Source organism: Streptomyces sp. NPDC001020 (assembly GCF_053599115.1).
This window is the reverse complement of the sequence record NZ_JBSFLQ010000006.1, coordinates 204,150-218,039: the sequence shown is the minus strand read 5'-3', so window position 1 is coordinate 218,039 and position 13,890 is coordinate 204,150. Positions and strand designations below refer to the sequence as shown.

The 13,890-nt window shown below is 69.0% G+C and carries 13 protein-coding genes and 2 pseudogenes; 13 read left to right on the top strand and 2 right to left on the bottom strand.

Annotated elements, in window-relative coordinates:
* The first annotated feature begins 10 nt into the window (after positions 1-10).
* The gene (locus ACWDEX_RS07875) at positions 11-1,888 is read left to right on the top strand and encodes an amidohydrolase (RefSeq protein ID WP_450462379.1); all 1,878 of its coding nucleotides are present in this window, start codon (positions 11-13) and stop codon (positions 1,886-1,888) included.
* 400 nt (positions 1,889-2,288) lie between these two features.
* The gene (locus tag ACWDEX_RS07870) at positions 2,289-2,447 is read left to right on the top strand and encodes a hypothetical protein (protein ID WP_450462378.1); all 159 of its coding nucleotides are present in this window, start codon (positions 2,289-2,291) and stop codon (positions 2,445-2,447) included.
* Positions 2,448-2,737: 290 nt separating this feature from the next.
* Here ACWDEX_RS07870 and ACWDEX_RS07865 read toward each other — a convergent pair whose 3' ends face one another.
* On the bottom strand, positions 2,738-3,304 hold the full coding sequence (locus ACWDEX_RS07865; protein WP_450462377.1) for a TetR/AcrR family transcriptional regulator: 567 nt from the start codon (positions 3,302-3,304) through the stop codon (positions 2,738-2,740).
* A 152-nt stretch (positions 3,305-3,456) separates the two neighbouring features.
* Here ACWDEX_RS07865 and ACWDEX_RS07860 point away from each other — a divergent pair, with 152 nt between their 5' ends.
* The 10 genes and pseudogenes from ACWDEX_RS07860 to ACWDEX_RS07815 all read left to right on the top strand — a co-directional run bounded on the left by ACWDEX_RS07860 (position 3,457) and on the right by ACWDEX_RS07815 (position 11,700).
* Positions 3,457-4,926, top strand: a complete 1,470-nt coding sequence (locus ACWDEX_RS07860; RefSeq protein ID WP_450462376.1) for an MFS transporter — start codon at positions 3,457-3,459, stop codon at positions 4,924-4,926.
* A gap of 22 nt (positions 4,927-4,948) precedes the next feature.
* Positions 4,949-5,097: pseudogene (locus ACWDEX_RS07855) on the top strand (VOC family protein); the annotation flags it as partial.
* 129 nt (positions 5,098-5,226) lie between these two features.
* A pseudogene (locus ACWDEX_RS07850) lies at positions 5,227-5,432 on the top strand (antibiotic acetyltransferase); the annotation flags it as partial.
* Positions 5,433-5,571: 139 nt separating this feature from the next.
* Entirely contained in the window at positions 5,572-5,988 is a 417-nt protein-coding gene (locus tag ACWDEX_RS07845) for a hypothetical protein (protein ID WP_450462375.1), read from the top strand.
* An 11-nt stretch (positions 5,989-5,999) separates the two neighbouring features.
* On the top strand, positions 6,000-6,422 hold the full coding sequence (locus ACWDEX_RS07840) for a hypothetical protein (RefSeq protein ID WP_450462374.1): 423 nt from the start codon (positions 6,000-6,002) through the stop codon (positions 6,420-6,422).
* A 330-nt stretch (positions 6,423-6,752) separates the two neighbouring features.
* On the top strand, positions 6,753-6,875 hold the full coding sequence (locus ACWDEX_RS07835; RefSeq protein ID WP_450462373.1) for a hypothetical protein: 123 nt from the start codon (positions 6,753-6,755) through the stop codon (positions 6,873-6,875).
* A 161-nt stretch (positions 6,876-7,036) separates the two neighbouring features.
* Positions 7,037-7,576, top strand: coding sequence for a 2'-5' RNA ligase family protein (locus ACWDEX_RS07830; protein ID WP_450462372.1), 540 nt, complete (start codon positions 7,037-7,039; stop codon positions 7,574-7,576).
* A gap of 236 nt (positions 7,577-7,812) precedes the next feature.
* Entirely contained in the window at positions 7,813-8,343 is a 531-nt protein-coding gene (locus ACWDEX_RS07825) for a pyridoxamine 5'-phosphate oxidase family protein (RefSeq protein WP_450462371.1), read from the top strand.
* The gene (locus ACWDEX_RS07820; RefSeq protein WP_450462370.1) at positions 8,340-10,895 is read left to right on the top strand and encodes an excinuclease ABC subunit UvrA; all 2,556 of its coding nucleotides are present in this window, start codon (positions 8,340-8,342) and stop codon (positions 10,893-10,895) included. Before ACWDEX_RS07825 ends, ACWDEX_RS07820 begins: the two co-directional genes overlap by 4 nt.
* A gap of 316 nt (positions 10,896-11,211) precedes the next feature.
* Positions 11,212-11,700 carry a DUF6083 domain-containing protein gene (locus ACWDEX_RS07815; RefSeq protein ID WP_450462369.1) on the top strand — a complete coding sequence of 163 codons (489 nt, stop codon included), beginning with the start codon at positions 11,212-11,214 and terminating at the stop codon, positions 11,698-11,700.
* Positions 11,701-11,914: 214 nt separating this feature from the next.
* On the opposite strand, the gene ACWDEX_RS07810 is transcribed toward ACWDEX_RS07815, so the two are convergent.
* The gene (locus tag ACWDEX_RS07810; protein WP_450462368.1) at positions 11,915-12,532 is read right to left on the bottom strand and encodes a TetR/AcrR family transcriptional regulator; all 618 of its coding nucleotides are present in this window, start codon (positions 12,530-12,532) and stop codon (positions 11,915-11,917) included.
* 82 nt (positions 12,533-12,614) lie between these two features.
* Here ACWDEX_RS07810 and ACWDEX_RS07805 point away from each other — a divergent pair, with 82 nt between their 5' ends.
* A complete protein-coding gene (locus ACWDEX_RS07805) occupies positions 12,615-13,649 on the top strand; it encodes a hypothetical protein (RefSeq protein ID WP_450462433.1) in 1,035 nt (344 codons plus the stop codon).
* Positions 13,650-13,890 lie beyond the last annotated feature (241 nt).

Here is a 13,890-nt window from a genome sequence, read left to right as displayed (position 1 = left end):
TGGAGTGGTCATGACTTCTTCGCTCGTCCGGCGGACCGTGCTTGCCGCGGGGGCCGCCGGACTGTTGGGTGCGGCGGCCGGCCCCGCAGCGGCCGCGCATCGCAGTGCCGCAGCCTTGGTCGTTCATAACGCACGGGTGTTCACCGGGCTCCCCGGCGGCCGACCTTGCGAGGCAGTGGCGGTCGGACACGATGGCCGGATCCTCGCCGTCGGCCGAAGCCGCGACCTGCGCCGTCTCATCGGACGCAACACCGAGATCGTCGACGCGCGCGGGGCGACCGTGATGAGCGGCATCCACGACGGTCATGTACACCCACTCTCCGCCGGCGACCGCGCGCTTCGCCCCTCTTTGGAGGGCGCCGAGACGACGGCCGAGGAACTCCAGGAGATCCTCACCGGTTTCCTCAAGGACACGGCCGACCAGGAGCCCGACGGTTGGCTGGTGGTCTCGGACTGGAACCCGATCGGGCTCCTTCCGCAGGGCAGCCTCCCCCATCACTCCCTGCTCGATGCCCTCCCGACGCGCCGCCCGATCGCCCTCCTCGGGGGCGACGGCCACAACATCTGGGTCAACGCCCGTGCTCTGGAGATCGCCGGCATCACCGCGGCGACCCCCGATCCGGTGGGCGGGAAGATCGTGAAGGGACCGGACGGGCGGCCCAGCGGGGTACTCAAGGACGACGCCCAGCCACTGGTGACTCGCCACATCCCGGAGCCAAGTGAGGCAGATCTGGTCGCCGCCTGCTCCCGGGTCCTTGCCCAGGCGGCGGCCTCCGGCGTGACCACGATGATGGACGCGATGGTCGGACGCAATGAACTGTCGACCTATCAAACCTTGACGGAAGCAAAAGCGTTGCCGCAGCGGATCGTTCCCGCGATCAGGATCGATGCCGACCTGGCGAAGGACCCGGCTGCGGCGCTTGAGTATGCACGCGGGCTGCAGCGCTCTTTTCGCCACGTACCTGGGCTGCGGTTCGGGACGGCCAAGGTGTTCCTGGACGGGGTGATCGAATACCCGGCGCAAACGGCGGCGCTCCTGGCGCCCTATTTGGACGGTTCCGGCCATCCGACGGACAACCGGGGTGAGCTCTATGTCTCCGGGCGAGATTATGGGCGGCTGACCTCGGTCTTCAACCGGGCCGGCTGGCAGATGCATGCGCACGGGCTCGGTGACCGAGCGGTGCGTACGGCGCTCGACGGGTACGCGTACGCCCGGCGCACGACCGGGCTGCGCGATGCCCGGAACACCATCGCCCACCTGCAGTTGGTGGATCCGGCTGATCTGGGGAGGTTCGCCGCGCTGGATGTGGTGGCCTGCATGCAGCTCCAGTGGGCGGAACAGGACGTGTGGACAATGGACGCCCTCCTGCCGTACATCGGGCCGAAACGTCACCGCTGGATGTACCCTGCCCGCTCCTTGGAGAGGCACGGAGCCCGACTCTCGGGCGGCTCGGACTGGCCGGTGGACCCGCTGCAGGTGTGGAACCAGATCCGTACGGCGATCGACCGCACAGGCGCGGAGGGCGAGGGGCCGCTCTACCGGGAGTTGGAGGGGTTGAGCCGTACATCGGCGCTACGGATGCACACACACGGAACGGCATGGCAGCTCCGCATGGATCGGCTTACGGGAACGGTCCGGCCGGGCCTGGCTGCAGATCTGATCGTGCTTGACCGTGATATTACAGAATGCCCGATAGAGGACATCAGTGACACCCGTGTAAAGCTGACCCTGGTGGGCGGCCGGGTCGTTCACGATGCACACTCATCGGCGGGCCGGGCCGCGATCGCGCGACTCGATCGGGCCGCCGCCGCGCCCCGCCCGTCAGGGTACGCGGCAGTGCACGGCGGACGTCACCGGATCTGCGGCCACGGCGGCGATCGATCGTAGAGGGTCAGAACTCGACGATGACGGCACCGCCCCAGCCGACCTAGGGATGTCGTCGCAGGGGGGGCGGGCCGTCAGCACCGCCCCACTTCACCGAATACTCCAAGGCGGATCAGGAGTGACGTAGGTCTGGGCTGTCGCCGCGTGAAGTAGCCGACCAGGAGCAGCGAGCGGAGCGCCACGGCCATTACGGGCATCGCCTGCTCTCCGCTATTCAGGCAGGCGCGGCGGCGGTTCCGGAGTGTGGCCAGCGATGGATTGACTGCGCTGCCGGACTGGTCGGTGGCGCCGGCGCAGTGTGCGTCCCTGGTGAACGCAGCCGCAGTAGGGATTGCGCGGACGGCGCTAGGGTCCGACCGCCTGTTCGCCCCGGGGCGAACGTAGGTTGACGGTCCGGCTACGGGTGTCACGGGCCAGTGACCGGGAACCGAGCCTGCCGCCGAGATGCCATCTGCTGGAGCAGGCTCGCTTCTCCGAAAGTCCGCGGCTGCTGCCGCTTGCCCTCTGGCGTCCCGTCGACACCGACAACCGGTTCTTCGACCACGCACCACGCAGCGCCTGAACACCAAGCCCGTCTGCCTACCCCGCCGGTGTCAGCCGGGGTAGGCAAGGGGCGGATCGCGGCTCCTGCGCCCGGTCAGCCTCGGCTGCCCAGCGGAAGAGGTCTTCGCATCTGGGAGGTGTCTCCGACGCCCCGCTGCGCCGCAGAGCGACGGCGGCGACGACGGAGTCAGCCAGGCCGCGTGAGCCAGCCACGGGCCGGATGCCTGGGCCGGCCGGGCGCGTGTCGGCGGGCACCTCGCGGAGCCCTGGCACCGCGTCCAGGGGCTGATCACGGGAACCGGTTTGAGGTCACAGCAATCGGTCGACCAGCCCGTCGATGTAGTCCGGGGTGAGTGGGCCCATGCCGAACAGGACGCGGATATACATCGGGGCCAGGATGTGGTCCAGCACGTCGAACGCGTCGGGTGCGGGCTCGCCACGTTCGCGGGCGCGGTCGAGCATGGACTGCAGTTGCCGGGTGCGTTCGGCGCGCAGGTCGTCACGAGCCTGCAGGCCCTGCTGGCCGTGGCTGGACAGGGCGACGGCCAGGTGCAGCACCGCCGGGCCGTCGGGTCCGGTGATCTCGCGGGCCACTTGGGCCGCGTACGTGCGCAGGTCGCCGGCCAGGCTCCCGGTGTCGGGCATCGGCGACCGCGTGTTGAGGCGGGTGAGCGCCACGTCGGTGAGCAGGGTTTCCAGGCTGCCCCACCGGCGGTAGATGCTGCTGTCGGCTACGCCCGCGCGGGCTGCGACATCGCCGACGGTGAAGTTGCCGTAGCCGCGCTCGCTGATCAGGTCGGTGACGGCCTGGTGTACCTGTGCGCCGACGCGGGCGCTGCGCCCGCCGGGCCGCCGGGCTCGCTGTCGTTCGTTCATGCATCCCACCTTAACGCAGTCGTGACTTGCGTTTGTGAGGCTGCCCTCCTTACAGTCACCTAACGCAGTCGCTGACTGCTTTAGGGCGCTCAGGTGTTTCGCCACCCGCGTCAACCGTGGCCGGGCGCAACTGACGATTGAGAGGAATCCCCATGGCTGCATCGCATGCGGTGGTAGGCAGTCGATCGAACCGGGCCGCACTGCTCACGGTGACCTGCCTGGGCCAGTTCATGGTCCTGCTCGACAACACGGTTGTTGGAGCGGCGCTGCCCGATATGCAGCACCGGCTGCACACTCAGTTGACCGGTCTGCAATGGATCGTCGACGCGTATGTACTGCTGGTCGCCATGCTGCTGCTGTCCGGCGGTATCTTCGCCGATCGGTTCGGCCGCAAGCGGGTGTACCTGACCGGCGTGGTGGTGTTCACCGCCGCGTCGGTGCTGTGCAGCCTCGCGCCCTCGCTCGGCTGGCTGGTCGCCGGCCGGGTGCTGCAGGGCATCGGGGCCGCGGCGCTGAGCCCCGCCTCGCTCGCCCTGCTCGCCGCCGCCTACCCCGTGCCGCAAGAACGAATCAAGGCGATCGGGCTGTGGGCCGGATTCAGCGGAATCGGTCTGGCCGCAGGCCCCGTGGCCGGCGGCGTGCTGACAGATGCCTTTGGCTGGCCCGCCATCTTCCTGGTCAATCTGCCCATCGGCGTGGTCCTGCTGCTGGTCGGCCTGCGCCACCTCGGCGAGTCCCGCAATCCGAGCGCCCCCGCGATCGACATCCCGGGCACGGTGCTGTCCGTTCTGGCGGTGGGGGCACTGACCTACGGGCTGATCGAGGGTGGCGCCCGCGGCTGGACCTCATCGGTCATCCTGGGCAGCTTCACCGCCGCGGCGATCCTCCTCGCCGCCTTCGTCGCTGTCGAAGCGCGTCGGTCCACTCCGATGCTGCCGCTGCGGTTGTTCCGGCAGCGGCTGTTCACCGTGTCCAACACCGCCATGATCGTGGTGGGGTTCGCGCTCATGGGCTCGTCGTTCTTCTTCTCCCAGTTCTTCGTGTACGTACAGGGCAGCTCGATCCTGCGTGCCGGCCTGCAGACCCTCCCCGCCTCACTCGCCATGGTGATCGTCAGCCCGTACGCGGGCCGGCTCGCCGCCCGGTACGGCTTCCGAATCGTGGTCACCACCGGCCTGGCCCTGGCCGGCCTGGGACTGCTGGCGCTGGGTATGGTGCACGCCGACACCGGTTACGGGAACGTGTGGTGGCGGCTGGGAGTCGTCGGCATCGGCTTCGCCCTGACCATGTCCCCACTGACGGGAGCCGCCATCCAAGCGGTCAGCCCGCAGGAAGGCGGCCTCGCCTCTGGCATCAGCAGCACCACCCGGCAGATCGGCGCGGTGCTCGGCGTGGCGGTACTCGGAGCCATCGTCCGCACTCGGCAATCCGGCGGCGCCTCCTTCGAGACCGGCATCAACAGCGCCTTCGTCGCGGCTGGCGCCATCACATTGGCCACCGCCGTGTTCACCGGTCTGTGGCTGGCGAGGTCCAAGCCCGCGGAAGGCTCCGCGGCACCGCAACGTTCCATCGATCCAGGTGCGATCACCACCTCGAACGAGGCATCCGTGAGCGGCCGTTGACAACAACAACCGCCTTGGCCGGGAGAAGCGGCTGCGCGCCGAGGGCGTCGACATCACCATGTCGCTGCCGAGGAGCCCTGGGGCGAACGCTACTTTCAGGTCACCGACCCCAGCGGCGTGATCGTCCAGTTCATCGAGTGGGTCACCCCGCCCAGCCCCGAGAACCTCTGAAGCCCCACCGGGCCAGGGTGATCCGACCCTGGCCCGGCGACGCCCCGCCAGGGCCGTGTGCGACATCCCGCAACCACGCAAAGGGCCCCGGCCTGTCCCCCGACCCGTCCACCGTGCACCCGCTGCCCGCTGCCCGCTACCCGCTGCCCGCTGCCCGCTCACGAACGCGTGGTGTTCCTCAAGCCGCTGGTCCCGTCGCCGAACATCGCCGTGGGCGAGCACACGTATTACGACGCCCCGGACGGCATCACGGACTTCGATCACCGCAACGTCCTCTACGCCTACGGGCGGAGCGCCTCGTCATCGGCAAGTATTGCGCGATCGCCTCGGGAACCAGGAAGGACAGCCCTTTGGCGCAGCATGCCCCAACTCCCGTGGATCTAACGCGAATAAACCAGTGACGGGACGGGCGCGGCCGCGCTACCGTCTTCGTTAGAATCAGGTTCATTCTCGTCAGTCATAACGGGAGACCGCATGCGGATCACTCTGACCGTGGACGAACCCACACCCGAGTTCCAGACGAAGCTCCTCGCCCTCCTCGCCGAACACGCCCAGGACGTCGAGGCCGACACCTCCTGGACCGAGGAGCGCGCCACCCAGTACTACCGAATGCTCCCCGCCCGAGCCCGACGCATCGTCAAGGAAGCCGTTCGGCGCGGGGGTCACGTTCCCGCCGACGCCCTCCGGGACAAGCCCGACGACAGCCTGCGCGGCCACAGCGCTCCGCTCAGCCGCATCCTCCAGCGCGGCAAGACGCTCAGGCGCTGGCCCGAGGCGATGAAGCAGCCGGTGACGGGCGTAGGTCCCGGCTTCGGCAAGGTCGAGGGCTACGAGATCAACCCCGACCTGATCCCCGTGTTTGAGGCTGCCATCGGCAACGTAGAGAAGTGAGGACGCCTCTCATGCCGTTCTGGCGGAAGAAGAAGCCCGAGCTGGGGCCCATGCCTCGGTACCGGTCGGAACTCATGACCGTGCAAGACGTCGCCAACCACGCGGGCAACGCCGGATTCGTGATCGTCGTACGCAACCCGATGGGATACATCGGCCGCACCCCGGCCAGCATCGGCAAGTCAGCCGAAGGCCAAGTGTGGATCACCAGCAACGCCGTCGTCGACGTCACCCCCGAGCACGGAGAGGCGTGGGCCCACGTGACGCACGTCCCCGGCGAAGGACTCACCGTTTACCTGCCTGACGAGTTCGGCAACCGGGTCCGTCTGCTTGCCGACAACCCGCCCGAGACCTGGATTCCCGCATCGCCCGGCAAGGACCCCGGCGACGTCCAGCCGCGCGGTATCTCCGCACCCGACGACGACACCGGGCAGTGATCACCCAAATGTGACGGTGCCCCGCCTGAGGTAAGCAGGCGGGGCACCGCCGTTTCCGCACGTTACCTGGGCAGGGAGTGCGGTGGAAGTTCTGCCAGGACCGGGACGCGGTCGGGCCCCGCTGCCCGACGGAGGCGGGTGTTCCAGAGCCTGCTTTCGGACTACTGCGGTGCAGCTGGCAGGTTTGGGAGGACACCGAGATCGTCGGGCAACTTGGAAAAACGCGAAGGGACGCAGCGGCTGACCGGGCCGCCGGCCGGGAAACAGCCATCGGCAGGCGTGGTTGGTCGCGGTGTTCATGTTGTCCCGGCTGTCGATCCAGCGGAACAGGTGTTCCGCGAGCGGTTCGGGAACGGAGGACGGCAGCTCGCCGAGCCGGAGAAGGGTCTGCTGTTCGGCTGGGGTGATGTCATCCAGCGTGAGGCGACGACGCGGCTGAGCGGCTCGGCGTAGAGCAGGACGATGCTCCCCGCGACCCTGGCTCGCAGAGGCAGGCTCGGGTCGGTGAGAAGTCGGCCGATCAGCTCCAGGCGCTCTGTCTGCGGCGATCGCTCGTGATCACGGACGCATAATGACTGCTGTCGTCTGCCTCTGAGATGGCACCATGCGGTGTCATGTCAGACGACAGCACCAGCAGGTTTCAGGCAGGCCAGACGGGACTCATCGTCAGGATCCCGGAGGCGGAGCCAGCCGTCCGCGCATGGCGTGAGCGGTTCGATCCGTCAGCTCGAGCGGGAGTACCAGCGCACATCACGGTGCTGTTCCCGTTCCTCGACGAGAGGCGATTAGGTGCGCGTGTCTGCTCGGCTCTTACTGACGTGCTCGGCAGGCATCACGCCTTTGACCTGCGGTTTGAGAGCTGTGGGCGGTTTCCGGGGGTGCTGTATCTCGCTCCGGAGTCAGACACGCAGTTGCGGCGGCTCACTGAGGTGATCGCTGACCGGTGGCCCGAAGCCCCTCCCTATGGTGGCCAGTTCACCGAGATCGTGCCCCACCTGACCGTCGCCGACGGTCAGGACGATGCAGTCTTGGATGAGATTGAGGCGGAGCTGCTCAGCAATCTCCCCTTCACGTCCCGGGCCTCGTCAGTTGACCTCATGGCGCATGACGGCGCCAAATGGCAAGAGCGGGCGTCGTTCGCACTCCTTGAATGAACGGGCCGTGAGCGTGGCTGGTCCGCCGCAACGGGCCGCTGGCCAGTACGGAGACGTCAGTCAGCCGGCTTCGACCTGCTCGGTGCGGGCTCGGGTTCCCTGGACATCGCCGACGTCGTGCGCCAGCTCCAGACCGAGGAAATACGACAGAGGATGTCGAGATTTGTGGAGACAGTGGGGGCGCCGGTCAGTGTCGTGGTGGCGCGGGCCGGGACGACGGACAGACAAGGACCCTCATGCGCGAAACACCCGACGATCTCCACCGGCTCCAAGCCCTCCTCGACGCCTCGCTCGCCCGCTCCACTGCGCACCTGCGGTCGATCATCAACGCCGAGCGCACGCTCACCGCCGAGCAGCTCACTCGCGTGCTCACCGGCGTGTGCACGCTCGCGCTGTCCACCGTGACGGCGAAGGGCGAGCCGCGGATCAGCGGCGTGGACGGGCACTTCCTGCACGGAAAGTGGCACTTCGGCACCGCGCGCGGCGCCGCCAAAGCCCGGCACCTCACCGCCCGGCCCGCCGTCAGCGCCGCGCACATGCGCGGGGAGGACCTGGGCGTGTTCACACACGGCACCGCGGAGGCCCTCAACCCCCAACGCGGCAAGCCGGCCGCCGACTGGCCGGACCTGCTCGCGTACTTCCAAGACTTCTACGGCGACGACGCCTTCGACTGGGACAACGTGGTCTTCTACCGGCTGCACCCGCAGTGGATGGCCGGGTTCGCCCCCGACCTCGCCAAGCTCGCCGGGAAGGCGGACGAGGCGTGACCCTGCCCGTATCGGACACGCGCATGCCGGCCCCCCACACTGCCGGAGCCGGCAGGACGCGCGACACCATCGACGTCGTGGGCGCCCGCACCAACAACCTGCGCGACGTGTCCGTCAGTATCCCCAAAGGCCGACTCGTCGCCTTTACCGGCGTCAGCGGCAGCGGCAAAACCTCGCTCGCCATCGACACCCTGCACAGCGAGGCCCAACTACGGTATCTGGAGGGCCTTTCGCCGTTCGTACGCCAGTACATCACCCAGCGCAACCGCCCCAAGGTCGACCGCATCCTCGGCCTCGGCGCCACACTAGCGGTCGACCAGCGCCGCCTGAACCGCAACCCCCGCTCCACTGTCGCCACCATCACAGGGATCGACGGGCACCTCGGCCTGCTCTACTCGCGCCTCCCGCGGATCGGCCCGGACACGGACAAGGACCCAGCCGCGGACACCGGCGCCGATCCCCTGACCACCGCGCACTTCGACCGCCACTCCCCCGAAGGCAGCTGTCCGGACTGCCACGGCGCCGGCGGACGCTGGCAGGCCCAGGAAGACCTCATCATCACCCGCCCGGACCTCCCCCTCTTCGAAGGCGCCTCTCCCTGGTACGCCAAATGGCGGTCCGGAGAGCACATGTTCGTCCCCGCACTCGCCGCCAGACGCGGCGTGGACCTCAGCCGGCCCTGGCAGTCGCTGCCCGCGGCGTTCCAGCACGACGTCCTGCACGGCACCGGCGACGAGGCGGTCGAGGCCACCGTCGACATCCCGAACAAGAACGAGACGGCTCGTATGACCTACACCTCCAGCCAACCGCTGCGCGGCGCGCTTGCCGAGGTGGAACGGGTGTTCGCCAACGCCCAGACGGCCGCTGCCAAGCAGCGCTACCTGCCGTACATGCGCAAGCAGGCCTGCGGCACCTGCCACGGCAGCGGATTCGATCGGGTCGCCCGGTCCGTACGTCTCGGCGGCCTGACCTACCCCGATCTGCTGGATGTGGATGTACGCGAGGTCCGCGCCTGGGCCGGGCACGTCGCCGACTCCCTCGACACCCGGCAGCGCACCGTCGGCGATCCCCTGCTACAGGATCTCGGACGCCGGCTCCGCCTCCTGGACCGGCTCGGCCTGGCCCACCTGCAGCTGTCCCGCAGCGCCGCCACACTGTCCGGCGGCGAGTTGCAACGCACCCGGCTCGTCGCTCAGCTCGGCACCGAACTGAGCGACGTCATCTTCGTCCTGGACGAACCCGGCGCCGGGCTGCACCCGGCGGACAAGAAGCACCTTCTCGACATCGCACTGGAGTTGCGCGAAGCCGGCAACACCGTCCTCCTCGTCGAACACGACCCGGAACTGATCGCCCGCGCCGACTGGATCGTTGACATGGGACCCGGCGCGGGCCGCCTCGGCGGCGAGGTCCTGGTCTCTGGCTCACCCGCTCTGGTCGCCGCCGACCCCGCCTCGGTCACTGGCCGCTACCTGGCCGGCAACGGGCCGCGGCTGCGCCGTACCCTCCGCCCGGTCCGCGATGACGCCGACTGGGTGGAACTGCACGGCCTGCGCGCCCACAACGCGGCCGCGGAGCTGCTGCGCCTTCCGGCCGGGCGGCTCACCTGCCTGACCGGGGTCAGCGGCAGCGGCAAGAGCAGCGTCCTGGGCGCACTCGCCGCGGGCGCGGCGGCCGCCCTCAAAGGCACGGCTGCCGACACCGTGCGCGAGGTGACCGGACTCGACGGATTCGGCTGGGTCGCCGTCGTCGACCAGGAACCCGTCGGGCGCACGCCGCGGTCCAATCCGGCCACGTACAGCAAGGCGTTCGACATCGTCCGCAAACTGTTCGCCGCCACCGATACGGCACGCGCGCGCGGCGTCGACGCCTCCTGGTTCAGCTTCAACACCACCGGCGGCCGCTGCGAGACCTGCACCGGCTACGGCCGCAGGCTCGTCGACATGCACTTCCTCCCCGACACGTGGGTGGTGTGCGACACGTGCGACGGCCGACGCTACGGGCCCGAGGCCCTGGAGGTCACCTACCTGGGACTGTCCGTCGACCAGGTGCTGGACCTGACCGTCGCCGAGGCCGGGGAGGTCTTCACCGAACCTCGGCAGCTCGCGGAGACCCTCGCTGCGCTCGACCGGGTCGGGCTCGGCTACCTCCGACTCGGCCAGAGCGCCACCGAGCTATCCGGCGGCGAGGCCCAGCGCCTCAAACTCGCGTCCGCGATCCAGCGCGGCGCGGCGAGCCGCAAGGCCGGCCTCGTCGTCCTCGATGAACCCGTCTCGGGCCTGCACCCGTCCGACGTCCAGCGGGTCGTCGACGCGCTCGACATGCTGCTCGACTCCGGCAACACCGTCGTCGTGGCCGATCACGACATCCCCGTTGCCGCGTCCGCGGACTGGGTGATCGATCTCGGACCGGGAGCCGGCCCCAACGGAGGCGCAGTGGTCGCGCAGGGCACCCCCGACACCGTCGCCGGCGCGGACACTCCCACCGCCGGGTACCTCCGCCGGTATGCGGCCGGCCTGCCGCTCCTGGACGCCTCGCAGGACGCACGGCGCTGACGTACGGCGTGCCGACGCGACCGGCAGGCTCGCATGCGTGGTCCGCGGCGGCTGTCCGTTCGCCACGGGCCACGCATGGCTTGCCCCGGGACCGGGGCAAGCCCGAGCCGCCGCGCCCGGCGAGAATGACGCCGGGCCGCAGCATCACCTCTGCTGAAGAACAGCACCACCATCTGCCCGGCCACCGTCCGCAGCGGTAACTGGGCTTCCGTACGCCACATGAGCCGCCACACGCGCCGTCCGGCACCGCCGATCCCCGCTGTGGCGCCCGGATCGCGCCCTACCCGCCCCCGCACCGGCAACAGACCCTGAACGCATGGGGGACCACCAAGACAGCATCATCCCGCTACCCAGCCCTGGACCGGACGGATCCCGGCAACCGCCCGCCGGCACGCCCGCGCCGTGGGAGAACACCGACCGCGCCCAGGCAGCAATCGACGGCGCCACCGGTCCCGAACCACCGGACCCGCCCGACTGCCCGAACTGCGGGCTCACCGGGGAGCGCCGCCTCACCTACACCGGGCAGCATGTTCTCCTCGAGCCCATGCCTCCCATGCCCGCGCACCTCGTACCCGGTGGGCATCGCTGGCACATCGACGGCAACGACATCGCCTGGAACGGCGGCCTCGACGAACCCCCGCCCGGCGCGACATGCCGGATTCCGCACCAACTGGCATGCCCTGGCCTCTCCCTGGATGAGATCCGGCCCTGGCAGTGGCTGACCGAGGTCCGCGACGACAACAAGCGCCTCGTACGGCAGAAGGACGAGGCGAGCCGTCCCGAGGAACTGCCCGACGTTGGCTGACCAGTCCGGCCGTTGCGCTTTACGAACCTCCTGTGGCGGCGCGGCCCCACTGGTGGATGTCGATGCGGTGACCGCCTTGTTCGGCACGGTCGAGGTGGAGGCGAGAGGTCGGTCGGCCGGGGCGAAGTGTCCGGACTGCGGTCGCTTCTCGGACCGGGTGCACGACCGGTACGACGAGGTCGCAGAGGGTCGCAGCATGCCAACAGGGCAGCTGTCATGGACGCAGAGCCTCATCCGAAGGCGCGTCAGTGGTCCGTGGAGTTCGCAGCTCGGCCAGGTGATCGGCGATGACGGCGCGCAGCGCGTCGGGGGTGTCGATGTCCGGGCGCATGGCGGCGTGCACGGCGAGCCCGTCCAGCAGGGCGTGCAGCCGGGCGGCCTCGTGTTCCGGGTCGCGGCCGGGACCGATGAGGTCGGCCACGAGACCTCGGCAGCCCGCGCGGAGCATGTCGTACCCCTCGTCGCGCAGGGCCCGCAGCTCGGTGTCCGTCATGGCGCGGGCGGTGAAGGCCAGCCACACCTCGTTCTCCGCTCGCCGCTGGTCGTCCAGCGGTAGCAGTTCCGCGAGTACACGCTCGGCACGCCGCCGCGGGTCACTGTCCGAGGGCACTGCAGCGATCCGCTGCTCGATCCCGTCGATGACCATCCGCAGCGCGAAGGTCATCAGCTCGGACTGGCTTGCGAAGTAGTGCCTCAGTGAGCCCATCGAGAGTCTGGCCTCCCGGGCCACGTTGCGGACCGAGGCGTGCTCCAAGCCGTCACGCCGGACCACCCGCCATACCGCTTCGGCCAGTTCTCTGCGACGGATCCGGGGATCGACCACCTTGGGCATGGGCCTTTTATAGCACAGTCGTGCTACATTCGACTCCAACGCTTCATAGCACGGTCGTGCTAAATAAATCGCGGAGGCTCCCATGCAGCTCACCCGCCACAACACCGCTCCTGAATCCGACTCGGCCCACCACAAACCCTTGCTGCGCTCACGGGCCCTATGGGCAGCCGCCCTCGGTTGGCTGGCCGTCAACGCGCTCGTTGTCGCCGTTGCGGGAGACCGATTGCCCTTCACCTGGGCATCCAGCACCGGGCAGAAGACCGCGGACCACCTCCTGGAAGCCAACGTCGGTCTCGGCGAGGTTCTGCTGCTGATCGCTCTTGTCGGTCTGCTCACTCGCCGACGGCCCCGGCTCGACCTCGCCGCCCGAACTCCCGACCGCGCCCAGGCGCTGCGCGAGTCACTCCTGCTGCTGGCCTACGGCGCGGCCGGACTCGCCTTCGGATACGTCCTCGCCCGCTCTCTCGGCTGGCACCCCTTCGGCTTCCACCTCGCCGGCACGCTCTACGGCACCCATGAACACGTCACCCCCGCCGAGGCCGTCACCTGGGCGCTCTACAACGTGATCGTGTACGCCCTCGTACCTCTGCTGTACTTCCGCCGTCGCTATACCGCCGAGCAACTCTGCCTGCACTCAGCCGACCGCCGGGCCGACACCGTCCTGGTCGCCGTCGTGCTGGTCGTCGAGTCGGTGGTGCAGTTTCTGGTACTCGAACCCGAGACCTTCGAACTGGGTGGCCGTCAGGTGCTCGTGGGCCTGCCACTCACCTTCACGCTCTACCTCGCCGGTGCGGTGCTCCCTGCCATGATCTTCATCTACGCGATCCTGCTTCCCCGCGTGCTCAAGCTCACCGGCTCGACTGCCGCCACCGTGGTCGCGGGCGGCCTTGCCTACGCCGCCTTCCATCTGTGGGACGCCTGGACGCGGTTCGGCTCACTCGAAGACTCGCTGCTGTCGGGGGCCTTCCTGCTTCTCACCTATTTCGCCCCAGGCATGATGAAGGCGGTCCTCACCCTGCGCACGGGCAACGCCTGGGTCCACGTCTGGGCGTACCACGCCCTGGCCCCGCACACCCTGGCGGACACCCCTCATGTGGTGCACATCTTCCGCGTCTAGCCGTTGTAACAACGACTGACCCAATGTAGTTGGGTTGTTTCATTCCTGACGGTCGGGCGGCCAGGCGTAGGCGGTCTCACACGACCCAGCACCTCACAACCGAACACCGAGGTGACACTCCGCGACCGCTCCCCAAGGTCTGTGCCAGAACCGAGCTTTGAGAGCACCATGGCAACGCGGAAGTGGTGACGGGGCCCGGCCGTGCCCAGCCGTCATGCCCCAGGCGGCCCAACTGTCATAT